Source organism: Legionella drancourtii LLAP12 (assembly GCF_000162755.2).
GTDB lineage: Bacteria > Pseudomonadota > Gammaproteobacteria > Legionellales > Legionellaceae > Legionella > Legionella drancourtii.
On the sequence record NZ_JH413847.1, the window covers coordinates 22,652 to 38,248 of the forward strand.

Below are 15,597 nucleotides of genomic sequence, written 5' to 3' on the forward strand. Positions count from 1 at the left end.
TTGTGGCTAAGAAATCAATGCTTATGCGAGAGTTAAAGCGTGCCAAACTTGTAGACAAATACAGACAGCGCAGAAACGAATTAAAACAATTGATTAAATCATCTGACGATTTTCAGGTGATTATGGATAGTCAGGCTAAACTAGCAAAACTACCAGTTAATTCAAATCCTGTTCGTCATAAAGAACGGTGTCAGCAATGTGGTCGTCCACATGGTGTATATCGTAAGTTTGGTCTTTGCAGAATTTGCTTAAGACAACAGCTAATGGTTGGCAATATACCAGGCGGAAGAAAATCCAGCTGGTAAATTTTTTGGAGAACGATTGTGAGTATGCATGATCCCGTTGCTGATATGCTGACCCGAATTAGAAATGGTCAACAAGCTAAACATCAGCAAGTAACATTAACTTCTTCTCGTTTAAAAGAAGAAATCGCTCGTGTTTTGAAAGAAGAAGGTTATATTCAAGATTTCTTCGTAGAAGCATTAGACAATAATCTTAAATTAATGACAGTAAAGCTAAAATATTATGGCGGCGAACCTGTTATTGAATTAATTAAGAGAATTAGTAGACCTGGATTACGAGTATACAAATCTTATAAAGATTTGACTTCTATTCCTGGATTTGGCGTGGCTATATTGTCCACATCTAAAGGTATAATGACTCATGTATCTGCAAAGCTGAAAGGCGTTGGTGGCGAAGTCATTTGTGAAGTGGCTTAATACTTGAGAGGAATGATATGTCTAGAGTAGCAAAAGCCCCTGTAGCTCATCCAGCTAATGTTGAAATAACATTAGGTACCGGCGAGATTACGGTAAAAGGGCCTAAAGGAACACTAACTCAAAAAATTAATAAGTTAGTGAAAATCACTAAAAATGCAGAGTCTAACCACATTGAATTTGCTCCCGCAGCAAATGATCCTAAAGCTTGGGCTCAGGCAGGAACTGCAAGAGCATTGGTAAGTAATATGGTGCACGGTGTTACTGAAGGTTTTGTGGTAACATTGGAATTGGTTGGTGTCGGTTATAGAGCACAGGCCAAAGATAAGTCTATTAGCTTATCCCTAGGCTTCTCTCATCCTATTGAGTACAGTTTGCCTACAGGTGTTTCTGTTGAAACCCCTAGCAATACAGTCATATTACTTAAAGGTGTTGATAAGCAAATTCTCGGACAAGTAGCTTCTGAAATCAGAGCATTTAGACCACCAGAGCCTTATAAGGGAAAGGGTGTTAAATATGCTGGTGAGAAAATTGCGCGTAAAGAAGCGAAAAAGAAATAAGGTCTAAGTTATGAATAAGCACAGCTCACGTGAGAGACGTGGATTAAAAGCAAAAGCACTGATTCGTAAATCAGGTAGAGCACGTTTAGTTGTTTATAGAAGTGGTGTGCATATCTATTCGCAAATTATTCAAGCTGACAAGCTTGGCGATGTAGTATTGGCATCATGTTCAACTAACGATAAAGAATTAAGAGCCAGTTTGAGCGGTAAATGCAAAGTAGAACAAGCAAACTTAGTAGGTACACTACTAGGCAAGCGTGCGAGTGAGAAAGGTATTACTCAAGTTGCATTTGATCGTGCTGGTTATAAATATCATGGCCGAGTGAAAGCCCTTGCAGAAGGTGCACGCGAAGCTGGGTTGGATTTTTAAGGAACGATTATGGCATTCGAAGAATCACCTAAATCAGATGGCTACCAAGAAAAGTTAGTAGCAGTAAACCGTACAGCGAAAGTTGTTAAAGGTGGACGTGTATTCGGCTTTGCAGTTCTTGTTGTTGTTGGCGACGGAAAAGGTAAAGTTGGTTTTGGTAGAGGTAAGGCGCGCGAAGTTCCAATCGCGATTCAAAAAGCAATGGAACAAGCAAAGAAAAATATGGTTTATATTCCATTATCTGGAACAACAATATTCCACGAAATAAGCTGGAACTATGGTGCTTCTAAAGTATTTATGAAGCCTGCTAGCGAAGGTACTGGAATTATTGCTGGTGGTGCAATGCGAGCTGTACTGGAAGTTTTAGGCGTACAAAACATATTAGCTAAGAGTATCGGTTCTACTAATCCAAGCAATATTGTACGAGCTACAATCGGTGCACTAACTAACATTGGTACTCCAGATTATGTTGCAGCCAAGCGTGGTAAAACTGTTGATGAAGTTATGGCGGGCTAATTATGGAAAAGAAAATTAAAATTACTTTGGTTAAAAGCGTTATTGGCAGAAAACCAAAGCATGTTTCGATTGTGAAGCAATTGGGTTTAGGTAAAACTAACTCAAGTGTTTCTCATAATGATACTCCAGCAATTCGTGGACTAATTAATGCCATCGATTATCTGTTGCTAGTTGAGGAGAGTGTATAATGAATTTAAATTCACTATCACCAGATCCTGGTTCACGTCGTCCTAAAAAACGTTTAGGTCGCGGTATAGGGTCCGGATTAGGTAAAACTAGTGGTAAAGGACATAAAGGTCAAAAAGCCAGAGCTGGCGGATACCACAAGATTAACTTTGAAGGCGGTCAAATGCCAATTCAAAGACGTTTGCCAAAAATGGGCTTTAAATCACGAGTTGGCAGAACGGTTGATCAGGTGTGCTTGAGTGAACTTGCAAAATTATCGGCTGAAGTAATTGATTTAAACGTTTTACGTGAAGCAGGGCTAATTAATAGTTCAATTAAAGATGTAAAAGTAATTTTATCTGGTGAATTAACTACAGCCATCAAACTAAAAGGTTTAAGGGTCACTAAAGGAGCTCGTTTAGCCATTGAAGGTTTAGGCGGCAGCATAGAAGAGTGACTATGAAAAACCAAAAACATAATGGTAGCCAATCACGTGGTGGATTGGCTGAACTTAAATCAAGATTATTATTTGTGATTCTTGGAATTTTAGTTTATCGTTTAGGGGCGCACATTCCAGTTCCTGGTTTGGATCCTGCTCGTCTAGCTAATTTTTTCAACGAGCAGCAAAATACAATCTTTGGCTTGTTTAATATGTTTTCTGGTGGCGCGTTATCGCGTGTGACGGTATTTGCTATAGGTATTATGCCATATATTTCTGCATCTATTATTATTCAACTTTTCTCAGTTGTTTCACCGAAACTTGAACAACTGAAAAAAGAAGGGGAGTCTGGACGTAGGAAAATAAATCAGTACACACGATACTTAACTTTGGTACTGTCTATATTCCAGTCCCTCGGTATGGCGCGATGGTTGGCGGGGCAGCAAATAGCACTTAATCCTGATATGTCATTTTATTTTACGGCAGTAATCACTTTGGTTACAGGTACTATGTTTTTAATGTGGTTAGGTGAGCAAATTACTGAAAAAGGTATTGGAAATGGTATTTCTTTAATTATTTTTTCAGGTATTGTATCCAGTATGCCCAGTGCCATTGCTTCAGTTCTTCAGCAAGTTAAAGAAGGGCAGATGCAAGCGCTTACATTAATTATAGTTGCAGTGATTGTGGTGGTTGTAACAGGGTTTGTGGTGTTTATGGAACGTGCACAAAGGCGAATACGCGTTAATTATGCACAAAGGACGCAAGGTAGAAAGGTTTATGCGGCACAAACTAGCCACTTGCCTTTAAAGATTAATATGTCGGGTGTAATCCCTCCAATTTTTGCATCTAGTATCATATTATTACCAGCAACATTAGCGCAGTTCTTCTCCCATACTAAAGGCTTGGGGTGGTTATCTGACGTTGGTATGGCTTTATCACCAGGTCAACCTTTGTATTTAATTGTTTATGCGATGGCTATTTTGTTTTTTGCATTCTTTTATGCTGCGCTTGTCTTTAACCCAAAAGATACTGCGGAAAATTTAAAGAAATCTGGAGCTTATATCCCAGGAATTAGACCCGGTGAGCAAACAACTAAGTACATAGATGCTGTGATGACACGCTTAACTTTGATTGGCGCTATTTATTTGGTTTTAGTTTGTTTATTGCCTCAGATTTTAATGTATACATGGCATGTCCCTTTTTATTTTGGAGGAACATCATTGCTGATTATCGTTGTTGTTATTATGGATTTTGTAGCCCAAATACAAGCACATTTAATGACACAGCAATATGATTCTTTAATGAAAAAGGCTAATTTTAAAGGTACAAAATTACCTGGTCTATTATGATCATTTGTCGGAGTTAGGAATGAAAGTTAGAGCATCAGTAAAACGAATTTGTCGTAATTGCAAAATTATTAAAAGAAGTGGCACTATACGTGTAATTTGTAAAGATGCCAGACACAAACAAAAGCAGGGTTAATATCCGCTTGATTTAATTTTATAAAAATAGTATTCTTCTGTCCCTTTCGACAGAACAAAATAACGTTCGGAGAAGTTAATGGCTCGTATTGCAGGAGTAAACATACCAGATCACAAGCATGTTGTGATTGCTTTGACAGCTATCTATGGTATCGGTAAAACTACATCCTTGAAATTATGTTCAACAGTAGGTATCGATCCTTCAACTAAAGTTTCGCAACTGACTGATGCTCAATTAGAAGCATTTAGAACTGAAATTGCGAAAATCACGGTGGAAGGCGATTTGCGTCGTGTTATCACGATGAACATTAAGCGCCTGATGGATCTGGGATGTTATCGTGGATTAAGACACAGAAGAGGATTACCCTTACGCGGACAGCGTACGAAGACAAATGCTCGTACTCGTAAAGGTCGCAGAAAAGGCACTACTAATTGATTTTTCATGTAGGAAAGTAAGATGGCAATAACTAAGTCAAAACAGCAAAAAGTACGCAAAAAAGCAAAGCGTGTTGTATCTGATGGTATCGTTCACGTACATGCCTCTTTTAACAATACGATTGTTACCTTTACTGACAGACAAGGTAATGCGTTATGTTGGGCAACATCTGGTGGCTCTGGATTCAGAGGTTCAAGAAAAAGTACACCTTATGCTGCGCAAGTTGCAACTGAGCGTGCTGCTGCTGTTGCGAAAGAATACGGTATGAAATCTGTGGCTGTATTTGTACATGGCCCCGGTCCTGGCAGAGAATCCACTATTCGTGAATTAATATCACAGGATTTTAAAATTGTAGAAATAACCGATGTTACTGGTATCCCTCATAACGGGTGTAAGCCACCTAAAAAACGTCGTGTGTAAAGACTCAGGAGTAATTAATGGCTAGATATCTTGGTCCAAAGTGTAAATTATCGCGTCGTGAAGGTTGTGATTTATTACTTAAAAGTGGTGTACGTGATCATAAGTCCAAATGTAAATCTGAAAAGTTACCTGGACAACATGGCGATAAAAAACCACGCCTGAACGGTTATGGAATTCAGCTCAGAGAGAAGCAAAAAATCAGAAGATTATATGGCGTTCTTGAAAAGCAATTCCGCGGCTATTACAAAATGGCGGCGCGCATGAAGGGTTCTACAGGTGAAAATCTAATGACTCTTCTCGAAAAACGTTTAGATAATGTTGTATATCGTATGGGTTTTGCAAGTACACGTGCTGAAGCGAGACAATTAGTAACGCATAAAGCAATACTTGTTAACGATAAAGTAGTTAACGTTCCATCTTTCTTAGTAAGTCCAGGAGACGTGGTAACTGTTCGTCAAAAAGCAAAGAGCCAAGGTCGTATCCAAGCTGCTTTAGCCTTGTCTGAACAAAGAGCTCCTTGTGATTGGATTACTGTAGATTCTTCTTCGTTTAAAGGAACTTTCTCTACAGCACCAACGTTAACTGACTTATCTTCAGACTACAACGTGAACCTTGTTGTAGAACTTTACTCTAAGTAAGCTCGGAGAATTAGCTGAATGTATACTGAAATCAATGAAATGCTGACACCTAATGTTCTTAAGGTACAGGCTGAATCGCCATATAAAGCTAGAATAGTTCTAGAGCCTTTGGAGCGTGGCTTTGGTCATACCCTCGGCAATGCTTTGAGACGTATATTACTGTCATCTATGCCCGGAAGTGCGATTACCGAAGCTTCAATAGATGGTGTTCTTCATGAATACAGTACTATTGAAGGCGTACAGGAAGATGTTGTTGATTTATTGCTTAACCTGAAACTGGTTGCAATTAAATTGACAACGGGTGAAGAGGCCCAGGTTACGTTGAGTAAGCAAGGTCCTTGCCAAGTTACTGCGGGTGATATTCAACTGACTCATGGTGTTGACGTAGTTAACCCTGAGCTTGTCATTGCTAATTTGAACGAAAAAGGCAAATTAAATATGACATTAAAAGTTGAAAGAGGAATTGGATTCCATAGTACTGATTCCTTCATTAGACATTTTGATGATGAAGTGGAAAGAAAATCTGTTGGTAAACTTAAAATTGATAATAGTTTCTCACCAGTTAAAAAAGTAGCTTACTATGTTGATAGCGCACGTGTTGAGAATCGTACAGATTTAGATAAGTTAACTATTGAGTTAGAAACTAATGGAACAATTGATGCTGAAGAAGCGATTCGTATTTCTGCTAGCATCCTTCAAAGACAACTGCATGCATTTGTTGATATGAAGTTTGAAGAATCTCGATCTGATAATAAAGAACGTAATGATTTCGATCCGGTTTTATTACGTTCCGTTGATGATTTAGAGTTAACTGTTCGTTCTGCTAATTGCTTAAAAGCAGAAAATATTCATTATATAGGCGATTTAGTACAACGTACTGAAAATGAATTATTAAAGACTCCTAATCTTGGTAAGAAATCTTTAACTGAAATTAAGGATGTTTTAGCTTCACGTTCATTATCGCTGGGTATGAAACTTGAGAATTGGCCGCCAGCAAGTCTAGGCGAGTAATGTTTAGGAGTTTTTGTTATGCGTCATCGTAATTCTGGCCGTAGTTTTGGCCGTACAAGTAGTCATCGTAAGGCGATGTTCTCAAATATGTGTTGTTCTTTAATTGAGCACGAGTTGATTAAAACAACTCTACCGAAAGCTAAAGATCTGCGACGCTACATTGAGCCCTTAATCACTGTTAGTAAAGTTGATTCTGTGGCGACGCGTCGACAAGCATTTGATATTTTGAGATCAAAATCTGCGGTTGGTAAGTTATTTACTGATTTAGGTCCACGTTTTGAAAAGCGTCCTGGCGGTTATCTTCGTATCATCAAATGTGGTTACCGTGAAGGTGATAATGCGCCAATGGCAATTGTTGAGCTGTTAGACAGACCTGTTGCTAGCGATGATGCTGAATAGTCAGAGCTTATAATGCTTTTATAATATCGATTATTGATGTTAATAATAAAACCCGCTTTAAGCGGGTTTTTTATTTAACTATCATTAATCAATGAAAGATGATTTATTGCTGCTTCAGCGATTAAGTCAGATGTTCTTATTAGGTTCTGGCACTTATATTAATGTTTTAATGCTACGCCTTTGCTGGTGGTTATTGCTTATAAACATTTTGATTTAGTAAAAGAGCTTGTAATGCCAGGAGCAGATAGTGGCTGCCGAAATAAAAATAGTAAAAACGTACTGAGCCACTCACCAGGTTAAAAAAAAACCAATTAAAATAAGAATTGATTCAATTGCGGCATGGTCGAGCAATGTGAGGACTCAGTTAACGGCAATAGCTAGCTAATATTGAAAAAAAATGGCGCTAATTTATTTGACAGGCCTATTTTTGAAGATAGGCCAAATATTCAGAATAAATGCTAAAATGGTACGTCATCGTCCAATTGATCAAAGGCATCATGCGGTACTTGTTGCGCTGGTTGCTGTTGTGGGGCGCGACTAGCGCTGGGTTGTGGTGCATATTGTGTCTGCGGCATCTCATCATAACCACCCGCACTACCGCCTTTACTGTCTAACATTTGAATGTCATTGGCAACAATCTCTGTAGTGTAGCGGTCTTGACCTTGTTGATCTTGCCATTTTCTTGTTCTTAAGCTGCCTTCAACATAAAGTTTTGACCCTTTACGAACGTATTGACCGGCAATTTCACCGAGGCGGTTAAAGCAAACTACACGATGCCATTCAGTGCGGTCTTGTTTTTCACCCGTAGTTTTATCTTTCCATGATTCACTGGTTGCGATTGAAAGAGTGGTTACTGCATTGCCATTTGGTAAATAACGAACATCAGGGTCAACCCCTACATTACCAATCAAGATGACTTTGTTTATTCCACGAGCCATTTCTTATCTCCTGTATGCGAAAGTTAGGCGTGTATTATACCTAATTTATATAACCCTTGCACGGTTAAGTATTAATCAAAAAGAGTTTGTTCTGCATGAAGGACTTGCTCATACAGACGTACAAGTTGCTTTTCTGTTACTCGCGGTGTTGATAGTGGCGGTAAATTGTTTATAGCAAAAAAATCAATCTCAGAAATTTCTATGTTTGTTGTGGGTTCGCCAGAAATTAGTTCGCACTGAAAAAAGCATTTATAAGTATGTGGCCAGTGCATGGGATGATCGTGTTTTCGTTTATCCCATAAAGCGAGCAAGCGAACTGCAGCAACATCAAATCCTGTTTCTTCTTTGGTTTCTCTTATTGCGGCTTCTGATGGCGATTCATTTACATCAGCCCAACCACCGGGTAAGGACCATAAATTATCGGCGCGTTCCTTTACCATTAATAGCTTATTGTTGTTAAGAATAAATGCCCGTACATCAAGTTTTGGTGTGGCATGTCCTTGTTCTAAGTCAAAAGCTTGTTTTATTTCCTCCGTGGAATGTGTTGAGGATTGAGCAGCAAGCTCCGCCGCGAGATCACGTAATCTTAGATATCGTTCTTTATCAAAGTCGTTATGTACGTAGGCAAGGCCATTTTGGGCGATGGCTTGAATTTCCGTGATCCATCTTAGTAAGTCTTTATCAGTCATGAGTTACATACTCTTTCAAGTAAAGCATCGTATAAATATTGACGCCATATTTTCTGAGGCAATAGAATCATCATTAAGGCGATAGTATAGAAAATACTATCAAATTAAAGAAAGCAATCAAATACCTTTATTTAATGATTGGTTTTTTGATTTAAACAATAAAGTCAGTTTGTTCAAATAAAACCATAATTGGACATTACCTATCTTTTCATGGTAGAACTTATTCTGTTACAATCGTACTACGCATAATGGAGTACACATCCCGGGAAGCTCAAACGAATCCCGATGAGTTTAATGGAGTAAGGAGTATTTACCCGCTTATTTTACGGCTTTTCAATAACTTAAGCACTTAAAAATATAATTTAATATGAGTTGTAGCCCTATGTCAGTCACATTATTAAACAATGAAATAACAACACTCAAAAATGAAATTAATCTGATTAGTCTTCGCGCAGATTCTTATTTCATGTCTATTGATTCATTAACAAATACATCACAGCTCCTTGAACTGGCAAATGAATTGAGCTTTTCAAGCTATACTACAAAAAATACGATCACAACCATTCAAAAATTGTTTAAAACAGAGAACAATAAATTAAGCGATATAGAAAAATATGCATTATGGAAATTATTACTAAAGTATTGCCAATTAATTGATAAAAATATTACCGATATTGAGCAAGTCATTAAGACGCAAAAAGCAAGCACCTCTATTTTTTTCGATGCTCTTAACGAAACAAAAAATAATTTAGCTGCTGCTCGTAAGATGATTAACTTAATGGACTTTAAAGCATCCCAGCTATACCGTCGTAGTCTTTTGCCCATCGATGTATCAAGTATACCGCTTGATGACTTGAGTTTTAAAGAACGAGTGGCTAAACCAGGGTTTATTAACAAAATGATTGCGCGACTTTGTCTAAAGGCTATTACCAATGTCGCTGAAAAAGAAGAGGACATCGCGGCGACGCTTCAAAATACACTGCTCTCCTCGCCTAACGACATACATAATTACCAGCTGCGGATTGACCAAAAAACAATTGTCCAGGCAGTCGAATATCTTAATCCCGATTCAACGGATAAATGGTTGATCGTTGTCGGGGGGGCGGGAGCTGCATATACTAATATGCTGCCAATAGCGAAAGAGCTTGCACTTCGTAATAACGCCAATTTTCTCGTAGTGGATTATCTGGCTCAAAAGCCAGCATCTTTTTCTGATCCAGTTAAAATAATTTTAGCAGCTGCTACCTTTCTATTGGAGAAAAAAAAGGTTAAACCAGAAAATTTGGTTTTAATGGGACATTCAAATGGGGGACGTTTGGTATTACAGGCCGCGGCTCATTTACCTGGGTGCAGTGTAGTCACCAATAACACCTATACCAGCCTGGAAGAGGCTATTATAAGTAATGTGCTTAATGGGGCTGAGTCACTTAAAAATATGGGCATTCCAGTTGGTGAATACACTACTGAGATTATTAATACAGTCACTGATTTTTTTAAAAAGCATCATCTTGATAAAAAAGCACTTAATATTCTTCATACGGCGCTCAAAGAAACAAATAATGGGTATCAGTCTGAATACGCTAAATCCAAAGTTCCTGATCATAAATATGCTGCCGTTTATACCGCTCCTTGTACCGGCTACAATAGCAACGGGGAAAAACTACCTAAAGCAGGAGATAAATTACTGTTTGATGCGGTTGATGGCAAAGTACAAGCCAAAAAAGCCAAGCAAGATACCCCTACTCATCGAGAACAGCTACAGGAAAGAAATAAATTTTTCAACAGAAGAGGTCTCGATATTATTGGTGTGAAATACAAAGATAGTCCTAATCCTGAACACAGAGGGCATCACATAGTGATAAAGGGTATCACCCACCCTACAATAAAAAACACACATAATGTGATTGACGCGAACCTACTGAGTAGCGCCCTTAAAGAGGTGGAAAAAGAAAAAAACTTTAAACCACAGACACTTCGAGAACGATTTGAGATTTTATTGGACAAATATGATCTTTCCAGCGAAACAGAATCACAGTTATCTCCAGTAGGCATTGAACTTAATCCAAGTGAACGCTTTTTATTAACCAAGGCAATGATTCAATTAAATAAAACCCCTTACCATGCGGACATGCCAACTCAGATCCAGCTAATGCGTCTTTTTCAAGCAAGTGATGTTGCCGCAGATATAATCAGCTCATATAAATCAGCATTAGATAAAATGATTCGGGGACAGAAACCTTCTGAATATAAAGAAGGAATGAGATTCCTTAACGAGCGCCTCAACACATTAAATGATCGCTCAGAAGTCCCTGATCCACGCCTTTACGGAACAGGGTCTTATCTTAGTAAGAATTTAGCGGGCTCTATTCTAAAAAGACTGCAACGTTATCATGCGGAGTCACCTATAAGTGTAAATGGATTATTTAGTGGGCGTTCACCAATTAATATCTCTGTAAAACGCTGTGCGCAAACTGTTTCTGATCTGGATTTGACTCAATTAAATCAGTGTGTTTTGGTTAGAGCTTAGTTAATAAATATAGCGTTCTTATCAAGTAACACACAGGATGATTTAATTAATTTTTTTTCTGTGCTGATGAGCTAAAACACTATTTTAATCAAGGCGTCTTTGGCGCCAAACTGACTTGGTCGGCGATTTATCGTGTTTTGGTGCATCACTGCATTAGTTTAAATTATAAACTACTATTTGTTTTTGCAAAGCAGCTGTTTCTTTAATCCAGAAAAATAATGCGCTTACTCACGATATGCTGTTCTCCAGACACGATTGCCGCGCTATTTTTGGGCAAATAATTATCGCTAACTATTTTGGTGGTTGGGTTCATCTCTGGACTTTTATTTCTCTGTCGTTGTTGCCTGGAGAATTTGTTCTGCGTTGCCCGCACGATAATGTTCTTTGTCGATTCGTAAATAAAGCACTCGTTCATCTTTGGCAAATACCACATCAACTACCCCCTTAATCTTTAATAACTGGGTGATGACATCATCTCGTCTGTGTGGCCAGGAGCAAGGAAATGTAAGGGTAGTAAGATAAACATTAGGGTTCATGGAATAAGATAGGGTGAACCAGAGGGCGCCTAATAGGGCATTAATAATAAAAATACCACGACTGCCCTGCCATTGATATAAAAGGCCTGCGAGCGCACCACCAGCAAAAAGACCCAAGAATTGGCTGGTAGAATAAATACCCATTGCCGTACCTTTGCTATTGGGGTTTGCTTGTTTTGATACTAGCGATGGTAGTGCGGCCTCAAGAATATTAAAGGCAATAAAAAAAGCCAGCATGAGCAGACAAAGGCTAAGCCAATTTTGGTAGGTATAAGCTAATACCAATTGAGACATGCTCATTACTAAGACGGCAGTCAGAAATACTGTTTTCATCAGTTTTTTCTTTTCAGCAAGGATGATAAAGGGAATCATGAGTAGGAATGAACCGAGCATAAGTGGTAAATAAAAATGCCATTGTTGGCTTAAATGGCCTTGTGCTATCTGCTCATTTAAAATAAATGGAATAGCAAAAAATGTTGCGGTGAGAATAAAGTGTTGGCAGAAGATGCCTGCATTTAGGCGTTGTAAATGTTTATTGCGGATGACTTGCTTAAACAAGACAGGATTGGTTTCGCTATCCCCATGAAAACGTTCCTTGCTGGGTTTGGGAATGATCACATGTAGAAGGAGAAGACCCAAAAGAGATAATCCTGTAGTAAGGTAAAAAATCCCGGCTAAGCCAAAGCGATGCGATATCGCAGGGCTAATAACCATCGCCAAACTAAATGAGGTGCCAATTGTCATCCCAATTACGGCCATGGCTTTAGTGCGCTGCTCATCTGGCGTTAAATCCGCTAACAAGGCAATTAAAACACTGCCAATGGCGCCGGTGCCTTGTAATGCTCGGGCGAAGATCATTCCATAAATGGAGTCGGTAAGTGCGCCGAGCAGGCTTCCGCAGGCGAAAAGAATTAAGCCCAGAGTGATTATTGGCTTCCTGCCTATTTTGTCAGAAAAGAGGCCAAAAGGCATTTGTAGTATTCCTTGGGCCAGACCATAAATGCCTAAGGCAAGACCGATGAGCGCCGGCGTAGCTCCGTGCAGATTTTCTGCATAAATGCTAAATACGGGGATCAGTAAAAATAAACCCCACATACGAAAGGAAAAAATAGCGGCAATAGGAAATACAGTTTTAGACCAGGGGTATTTCATTCATTAGGATATGGTTGTTGACTCGTGAGCTGATAGTACAAAGTTAGAGCGTCAGAAACAAGGTCTTTAAAAATTTAATACACGAAACATTGCATTATGAGCAAATAAAAATGAAAATGCGCATTTTGTTTTAAAATGTGTGGGGCGATAGCTGACATCTATCTTCCTTCAAGCCCTTTTCTCGTTGATGAGCGAGGGGATTTTTCTATCTAAGAGAGGAACTGTTCCATGAGTTTAATTTTTGCAGGAAAAGTAGGATTAATTACTGGCGGCGCGCGTGGTATCGGTAAGGCCACTGCATTAAAGTTAGCTCAGGCAGGATGTGATATTGCTGTAGTTTATTACAATAGCTCTGATGAAGCGCAAGCATTAGTAGCTGAGATTCAAGCGATGGGGCGTAAGGCGGTCGCATTGCAAGCAAATGTGGCAGATCATCACTCGGTTAAAGAAATGTTTGCGCAATTTCGTGAGCATTTTGACCATCTGAATTTCCTTATTAGTAATGCCGCTAGTGGTGTTTTGAAGCCCGCATTGAAAATGTCGACTAAACATTGGCGCTGGTGTTTGGAAACAAATGCGTTAGCATTAAATCATTTAGCGAGCGAGGGGCGTTCGTTAATGCCATCGGGTAGTCGCGTAATTGCCTTATCCAGCTTGGGGGCTCACCGCGCTATTCCAAATTATGCATTTATAGGGGCATCGAAAGCTGCTTTAGAAGCCTTAGTGCGTTCCCTTAGTTTAGAATTGGCGGTTGATGGCATTACGGTGAATACTATTTCTGCCGGGGTTGTGGATACCGATGCGTTAAAACATTTTCCAAACCGCGAGCAGTTACTTGATGAATATCAGGCGCATTCTTTGAGTGATAGACCATTGACAACCCAGGATGTGGCGAATGCCGTTTATTTGTTGTGTTTGCCTGAAGCGGCGATGATTAATGCGCATACACTGTTTGTTGATGCCGGCTATAGTCAAGTAGGTTAAGCTTGGGTTGAATTTGGGGGGAATGGCACTTGCTTAAGGATATATATAGCCTTTATGCCTAAATCTCCTAGACCCTACTTTCCACGGATAAGCCGCGGAAAGTAGGGAGTTGATTTTTCCTTCGCTTAACCCGGATGACACAACAGGGAAAAGGAATATCTTGCGGCGCTTATGGCTCTACCCATGCTCTGCTACGTAAAATTTGCGTTCTAAGTGTCTGTTTGTAGTCAAAATATGTTAATTTTATGTCTTTAAAAAAAATTATGATATAATTTGCGGCTTTGTAAACTGCCGATCTCTGAGGAAAAAATAATGAATGTAGCGGATGTTTATCCTAAAGTTAGAGAAATTGTTGCTGATGTGTTAGTAATTGATGAAGATGACGTATCAGCAAATAGCCGTTTGATTGCGGATTTGGGCGCTGAATCGATTGACTTTCTTGATTTAGTATTTCAATTGGAAAAAGAATTCAAAATTAAAATTCCCCGCGGTCAATTAGAGAAAAATGCGCGTGGTGATTTATCTGAAGATGAATTTGAGAAAGGCGGTGCGTTAACTGCTCAGGGACTACAGGCTCTGCAAAATTACTTAAGCGAGGTTCCTGCCGATCAATTCAAAGCCAATATGAAGGTCAATGAAATTCCAATGTTGTTTACGGTGGAAACTTTCTGCAAGTTAGTGGTTTCTGCTCTAAATGAACAACAAGTTCCTGCGTGATCGGTGATGAGATTTTTGTTTGTTGACCGAATTGTGCACTCATCTCCCGGTCATTTGATTCGGGGGATTAAACACATTACCAGTGATGATACGTTTTTGACTGTTGATGAACAGGGGCGTCATTGTTTTATCTCTTCTTTAATTGGTGAAACGCTAGGTCAATTAGCCGCATGGAATGTAATGCAATGCAATGGGTTTTCGCAGAGGCCTGTTGCAGGCATTGTTGCTAGTGCGCGTTTGCACCGGCCAGCGTATGTTGGTGAAACCTTATTGCTTGAATCATATATTGATAATTTGGATGAGCGCGCAGTGCAGTATCATAGTGTTGCCCGCGTAGGCGATGAGCCTATTTTTAGTGTTGAGGGTGCGTTAGGCCCCTTATTGCCGATGACTGATTTTATTGCTGTAGATGACATAAAGCAGCAATACGCCGAAATTAATAATCCTGGTGATTGGTCGAAAATTTGCGCTTTAAGTTCGTCAGTATGCACTGACGAGTTATTAACTAATTCTGGTTTCACTACCGTTTCGATGACCTTTGATAGAATTTGCTCTAGCGAGGCAGGGGTTAGTTTGGTTGCGGAAAAACGAGTAACCATAGCCGCACCTTATCTTTCGGATCACTTTCCTAAAAAACCCGTTTTACCGATGACCGTGTTGTTGGAATGCAAATTAAATTTAGCACGTGAATTTATCGCGCGCGCTGGGTATTCTGTGAATTACCATATCAGTGAGCTGCGCAAAATAAAAATGAATGAATTTGTCCATCCTGGTGATGTGATTGAATGTTGTGTAACCGTTAAGCGACATAGCGAAGATGAGTTAATCTTATCTTATCGCAGTGCAGTCGCTGGTAAGCGCGTTTGCGTTGTGGATGTAGTGCTCCTTCCCAGAGGTAAATAA

General features: G+C 39.3%; 21 protein-coding genes. 18 read left to right on the forward strand and 3 right to left on the reverse strand.

Annotated features, from left to right (window positions below; genetic code table 11):
• Positions 1–2: 2 nt before the first annotated feature.
• The 14 genes from rpsN to rplQ all read left to right on the forward strand — a co-directional run bounded on the left by rpsN (position 3) and on the right by rplQ (position 7,151).
• A complete protein-coding gene (gene rpsN, locus LDG_RS14860; RefSeq protein WP_006872245.1) occupies positions 3–305 on the forward strand; it encodes a 30S ribosomal protein S14 in 303 nt (100 codons plus the stop codon).
• A gap of 24 nt (positions 306–329) precedes the next feature.
• Entirely contained in the window at positions 330–719 is a 390-nt protein-coding gene (rpsH, locus tag LDG_RS14865) for a 30S ribosomal protein S8 (protein ID WP_199484696.1), read from the forward strand.
• A 17-nt stretch (positions 720–736) separates the two neighbouring features.
• Complete coding sequence (gene rplF, locus LDG_RS14870; RefSeq protein ID WP_006872247.1) at positions 737–1,276, forward strand: 50S ribosomal protein L6; 540 nt, start codon at positions 737–739, stop codon at positions 1,274–1,276.
• A 10-nt stretch (positions 1,277–1,286) separates the two neighbouring features.
• Entirely contained in the window at positions 1,287–1,646 is a 360-nt protein-coding gene (gene rplR, locus LDG_RS14875; RefSeq protein ID WP_006872248.1) for a 50S ribosomal protein L18, read from the forward strand.
• A 9-nt stretch (positions 1,647–1,655) separates the two neighbouring features.
• The gene (rpsE, locus tag LDG_RS14880; RefSeq protein ID WP_006872249.1) at positions 1,656–2,162 is read left to right on the forward strand and encodes a 30S ribosomal protein S5; all 507 of its coding nucleotides are present in this window, start codon (positions 1,656–1,658) and stop codon (positions 2,160–2,162) included.
• A gap of 2 nt (positions 2,163–2,164) precedes the next feature.
• Complete coding sequence (rpmD, locus tag LDG_RS14885) at positions 2,165–2,350, forward strand: 50S ribosomal protein L30 (RefSeq protein WP_006872250.1); 186 nt, start codon at positions 2,165–2,167, stop codon at positions 2,348–2,350.
• On the forward strand, positions 2,350–2,784 hold the full coding sequence (rplO, locus tag LDG_RS14890) for a 50S ribosomal protein L15 (protein WP_006872251.1): 435 nt from the start codon (positions 2,350–2,352) through the stop codon (positions 2,782–2,784). The genes rpmD and rplO overlap by 1 nt, the downstream gene beginning before the upstream one ends.
• A 2-nt stretch (positions 2,785–2,786) precedes the next feature.
• Entirely contained in the window at positions 2,787–4,115 is a 1,329-nt protein-coding gene (secY, locus tag LDG_RS14895) for a preprotein translocase subunit SecY (protein ID WP_006872252.1), read from the forward strand.
• 19 nt (positions 4,116–4,134) lie between these two features.
• The gene (rpmJ, locus tag LDG_RS19110; RefSeq protein WP_010946099.1) at positions 4,135–4,248 is read left to right on the forward strand and encodes a 50S ribosomal protein L36; all 114 of its coding nucleotides are present in this window, start codon (positions 4,135–4,137) and stop codon (positions 4,246–4,248) included.
• Positions 4,249–4,326: 78 nt separating this feature from the next.
• Positions 4,327–4,683, forward strand: a complete 357-nt coding sequence (gene rpsM / locus LDG_RS14900) for a 30S ribosomal protein S13 (RefSeq protein WP_006872253.1) — start codon at positions 4,327–4,329, stop codon at positions 4,681–4,683.
• Positions 4,684–4,704: 21 nt separating this feature from the next.
• Complete coding sequence (rpsK, locus tag LDG_RS14905) at positions 4,705–5,103, forward strand: 30S ribosomal protein S11 (RefSeq protein WP_003633055.1); 399 nt, start codon at positions 4,705–4,707, stop codon at positions 5,101–5,103.
• A 17-nt stretch (positions 5,104–5,120) separates the two neighbouring features.
• A complete protein-coding gene (gene rpsD, locus LDG_RS14910; protein WP_006872254.1) occupies positions 5,121–5,741 on the forward strand; it encodes a 30S ribosomal protein S4 in 621 nt (206 codons plus the stop codon).
• An 18-nt stretch (positions 5,742–5,759) separates the two neighbouring features.
• Positions 5,760–6,752: a DNA-directed RNA polymerase subunit alpha gene (locus tag LDG_RS14915; RefSeq protein WP_006872255.1), complete on the forward strand. Its 993-nt coding sequence runs from the start codon at positions 5,760–5,762 to the stop codon at positions 6,750–6,752.
• Positions 6,753–6,770: 18 nt separating this feature from the next.
• Positions 6,771–7,151, forward strand: a complete 381-nt coding sequence (gene rplQ, locus LDG_RS14920) for a 50S ribosomal protein L17 (protein ID WP_006872256.1) — start codon at positions 6,771–6,773, stop codon at positions 7,149–7,151.
• A 458-nt stretch (positions 7,152–7,609) separates the two neighbouring features.
• On the opposite strand, the gene ssb is transcribed toward rplQ, so the two are convergent.
• Complete coding sequence (gene ssb, locus LDG_RS14925) at positions 7,610–8,089, reverse strand: single-stranded DNA-binding protein (RefSeq protein WP_006872258.1); 480 nt, start codon at positions 8,087–8,089, stop codon at positions 7,610–7,612.
• Positions 8,090–8,160: 71 nt separating this feature from the next.
• Positions 8,161–8,778: an NUDIX hydrolase gene (locus tag LDG_RS14930; RefSeq protein WP_006872259.1), complete on the reverse strand. Its 618-nt coding sequence runs from the start codon at positions 8,776–8,778 to the stop codon at positions 8,161–8,163.
• 382 nt (positions 8,779–9,160) lie between these two features.
• On the opposite strand from LDG_RS14930, the gene LDG_RS14935 reads away from it, so the two are divergent.
• Complete coding sequence (locus LDG_RS14935; RefSeq protein WP_006872260.1) at positions 9,161–11,305, forward strand: alpha/beta hydrolase family protein; 2,145 nt, start codon at positions 9,161–9,163, stop codon at positions 11,303–11,305.
• A gap of 323 nt (positions 11,306–11,628) precedes the next feature.
• Here the strand turns inward: LDG_RS14935 and LDG_RS14940 are convergent, their stop codons facing one another.
• Positions 11,629–12,993: an MFS transporter gene (locus LDG_RS14940; RefSeq protein WP_006872262.1), complete on the reverse strand. Its 1,365-nt coding sequence runs from the start codon at positions 12,991–12,993 to the stop codon at positions 11,629–11,631.
• 228 nt (positions 12,994–13,221) lie between these two features.
• On the opposite strand from LDG_RS14940, the gene fabL reads away from it, so the two are divergent.
• From fabL to LDG_RS14955, 3 genes are all read left to right on the forward strand, one after another.
• Complete coding sequence (gene fabL, locus LDG_RS14945) at positions 13,222–13,977, forward strand: enoyl-[acyl-carrier-protein] reductase FabL (RefSeq protein WP_006872263.1); 756 nt, start codon at positions 13,222–13,224, stop codon at positions 13,975–13,977.
• A gap of 312 nt (positions 13,978–14,289) precedes the next feature.
• Positions 14,290–14,694: an acyl carrier protein gene (locus LDG_RS14950; RefSeq protein WP_006872264.1), complete on the forward strand. Its 405-nt coding sequence runs from the start codon at positions 14,290–14,292 to the stop codon at positions 14,692–14,694.
• A gap of 6 nt (positions 14,695–14,700) precedes the next feature.
• Positions 14,701–15,597, forward strand: a complete 897-nt coding sequence (locus LDG_RS14955) for a 3-hydroxyacyl-ACP dehydratase FabZ family protein (RefSeq protein WP_040536160.1) — start codon at positions 14,701–14,703, stop codon at positions 15,595–15,597.

Coding starts and splice junctions, on each gene's coding strand:
- rpsM (WP_006872253.1), top strand. CDS start 4,327: ATGGCTCGTATTGCAGGAGTAAACATACCAGATCACAAGCATGTTGTG.
- secY (WP_006872252.1), top strand. CDS start 2,787: ATGAAAAACCAAAAACATAATGGTAGCCAATCACGTGGTGGATTGGCT.
- rpsD (WP_006872254.1), top strand. CDS start 5,121: ATGGCTAGATATCTTGGTCCAAAGTGTAAATTATCGCGTCGTGAAGGT.
- rpsH (WP_199484696.1), top strand. CDS start 330: ATGCATGATCCCGTTGCTGATATGCTGACCCGAATTAGAAATGGTCAA.
- rpsE (WP_006872249.1), top strand. CDS start 1,656: ATGGCATTCGAAGAATCACCTAAATCAGATGGCTACCAAGAAAAGTTA.
- LDG_RS14915 (WP_006872255.1), top strand. CDS start 5,760: ATGTATACTGAAATCAATGAAATGCTGACACCTAATGTTCTTAAGGTA.
- LDG_RS14950 (WP_006872264.1), top strand. CDS start 14,290: ATGAATGTAGCGGATGTTTATCCTAAAGTTAGAGAAATTGTTGCTGAT.
- rpsK (WP_003633055.1), top strand. CDS start 4,705: ATGGCAATAACTAAGTCAAAACAGCAAAAAGTACGCAAAAAAGCAAAG.
- ssb (WP_006872258.1), bottom strand. CDS start 8,089: ATGGCTCGTGGAATAAACAAAGTCATCTTGATTGGTAATGTAGGGGTT.
- LDG_RS14935 (WP_006872260.1), top strand. CDS start 9,161: ATGTCAGTCACATTATTAAACAATGAAATAACAACACTCAAAAATGAA.
- LDG_RS14940 (WP_006872262.1), bottom strand. CDS start 12,993: ATGAAATACCCCTGGTCTAAAACTGTATTTCCTATTGCCGCTATTTTT.
- rpmD (WP_006872250.1), top strand. CDS start 2,165: ATGGAAAAGAAAATTAAAATTACTTTGGTTAAAAGCGTTATTGGCAGA.
- rpmJ (WP_010946099.1), top strand. CDS start 4,135: ATGAAAGTTAGAGCATCAGTAAAACGAATTTGTCGTAATTGCAAAATT.
- rplR (WP_006872248.1), top strand. CDS start 1,287: ATGAATAAGCACAGCTCACGTGAGAGACGTGGATTAAAAGCAAAAGCA.
- rplO (WP_006872251.1), top strand. CDS start 2,350: ATGAATTTAAATTCACTATCACCAGATCCTGGTTCACGTCGTCCTAAA.
- rplQ (WP_006872256.1), top strand. CDS start 6,771: ATGCGTCATCGTAATTCTGGCCGTAGTTTTGGCCGTACAAGTAGTCAT.
- rplF (WP_006872247.1), top strand. CDS start 737: ATGTCTAGAGTAGCAAAAGCCCCTGTAGCTCATCCAGCTAATGTTGAA.
- LDG_RS14930 (WP_006872259.1), bottom strand. CDS start 8,778: ATGACTGATAAAGACTTACTAAGATGGATCACGGAAATTCAAGCCATC.
- LDG_RS14955 (WP_040536160.1), top strand. CDS start 14,701: ATGAGATTTTTGTTTGTTGACCGAATTGTGCACTCATCTCCCGGTCAT.
- fabL (WP_006872263.1), top strand. CDS start 13,222: ATGAGTTTAATTTTTGCAGGAAAAGTAGGATTAATTACTGGCGGCGCG.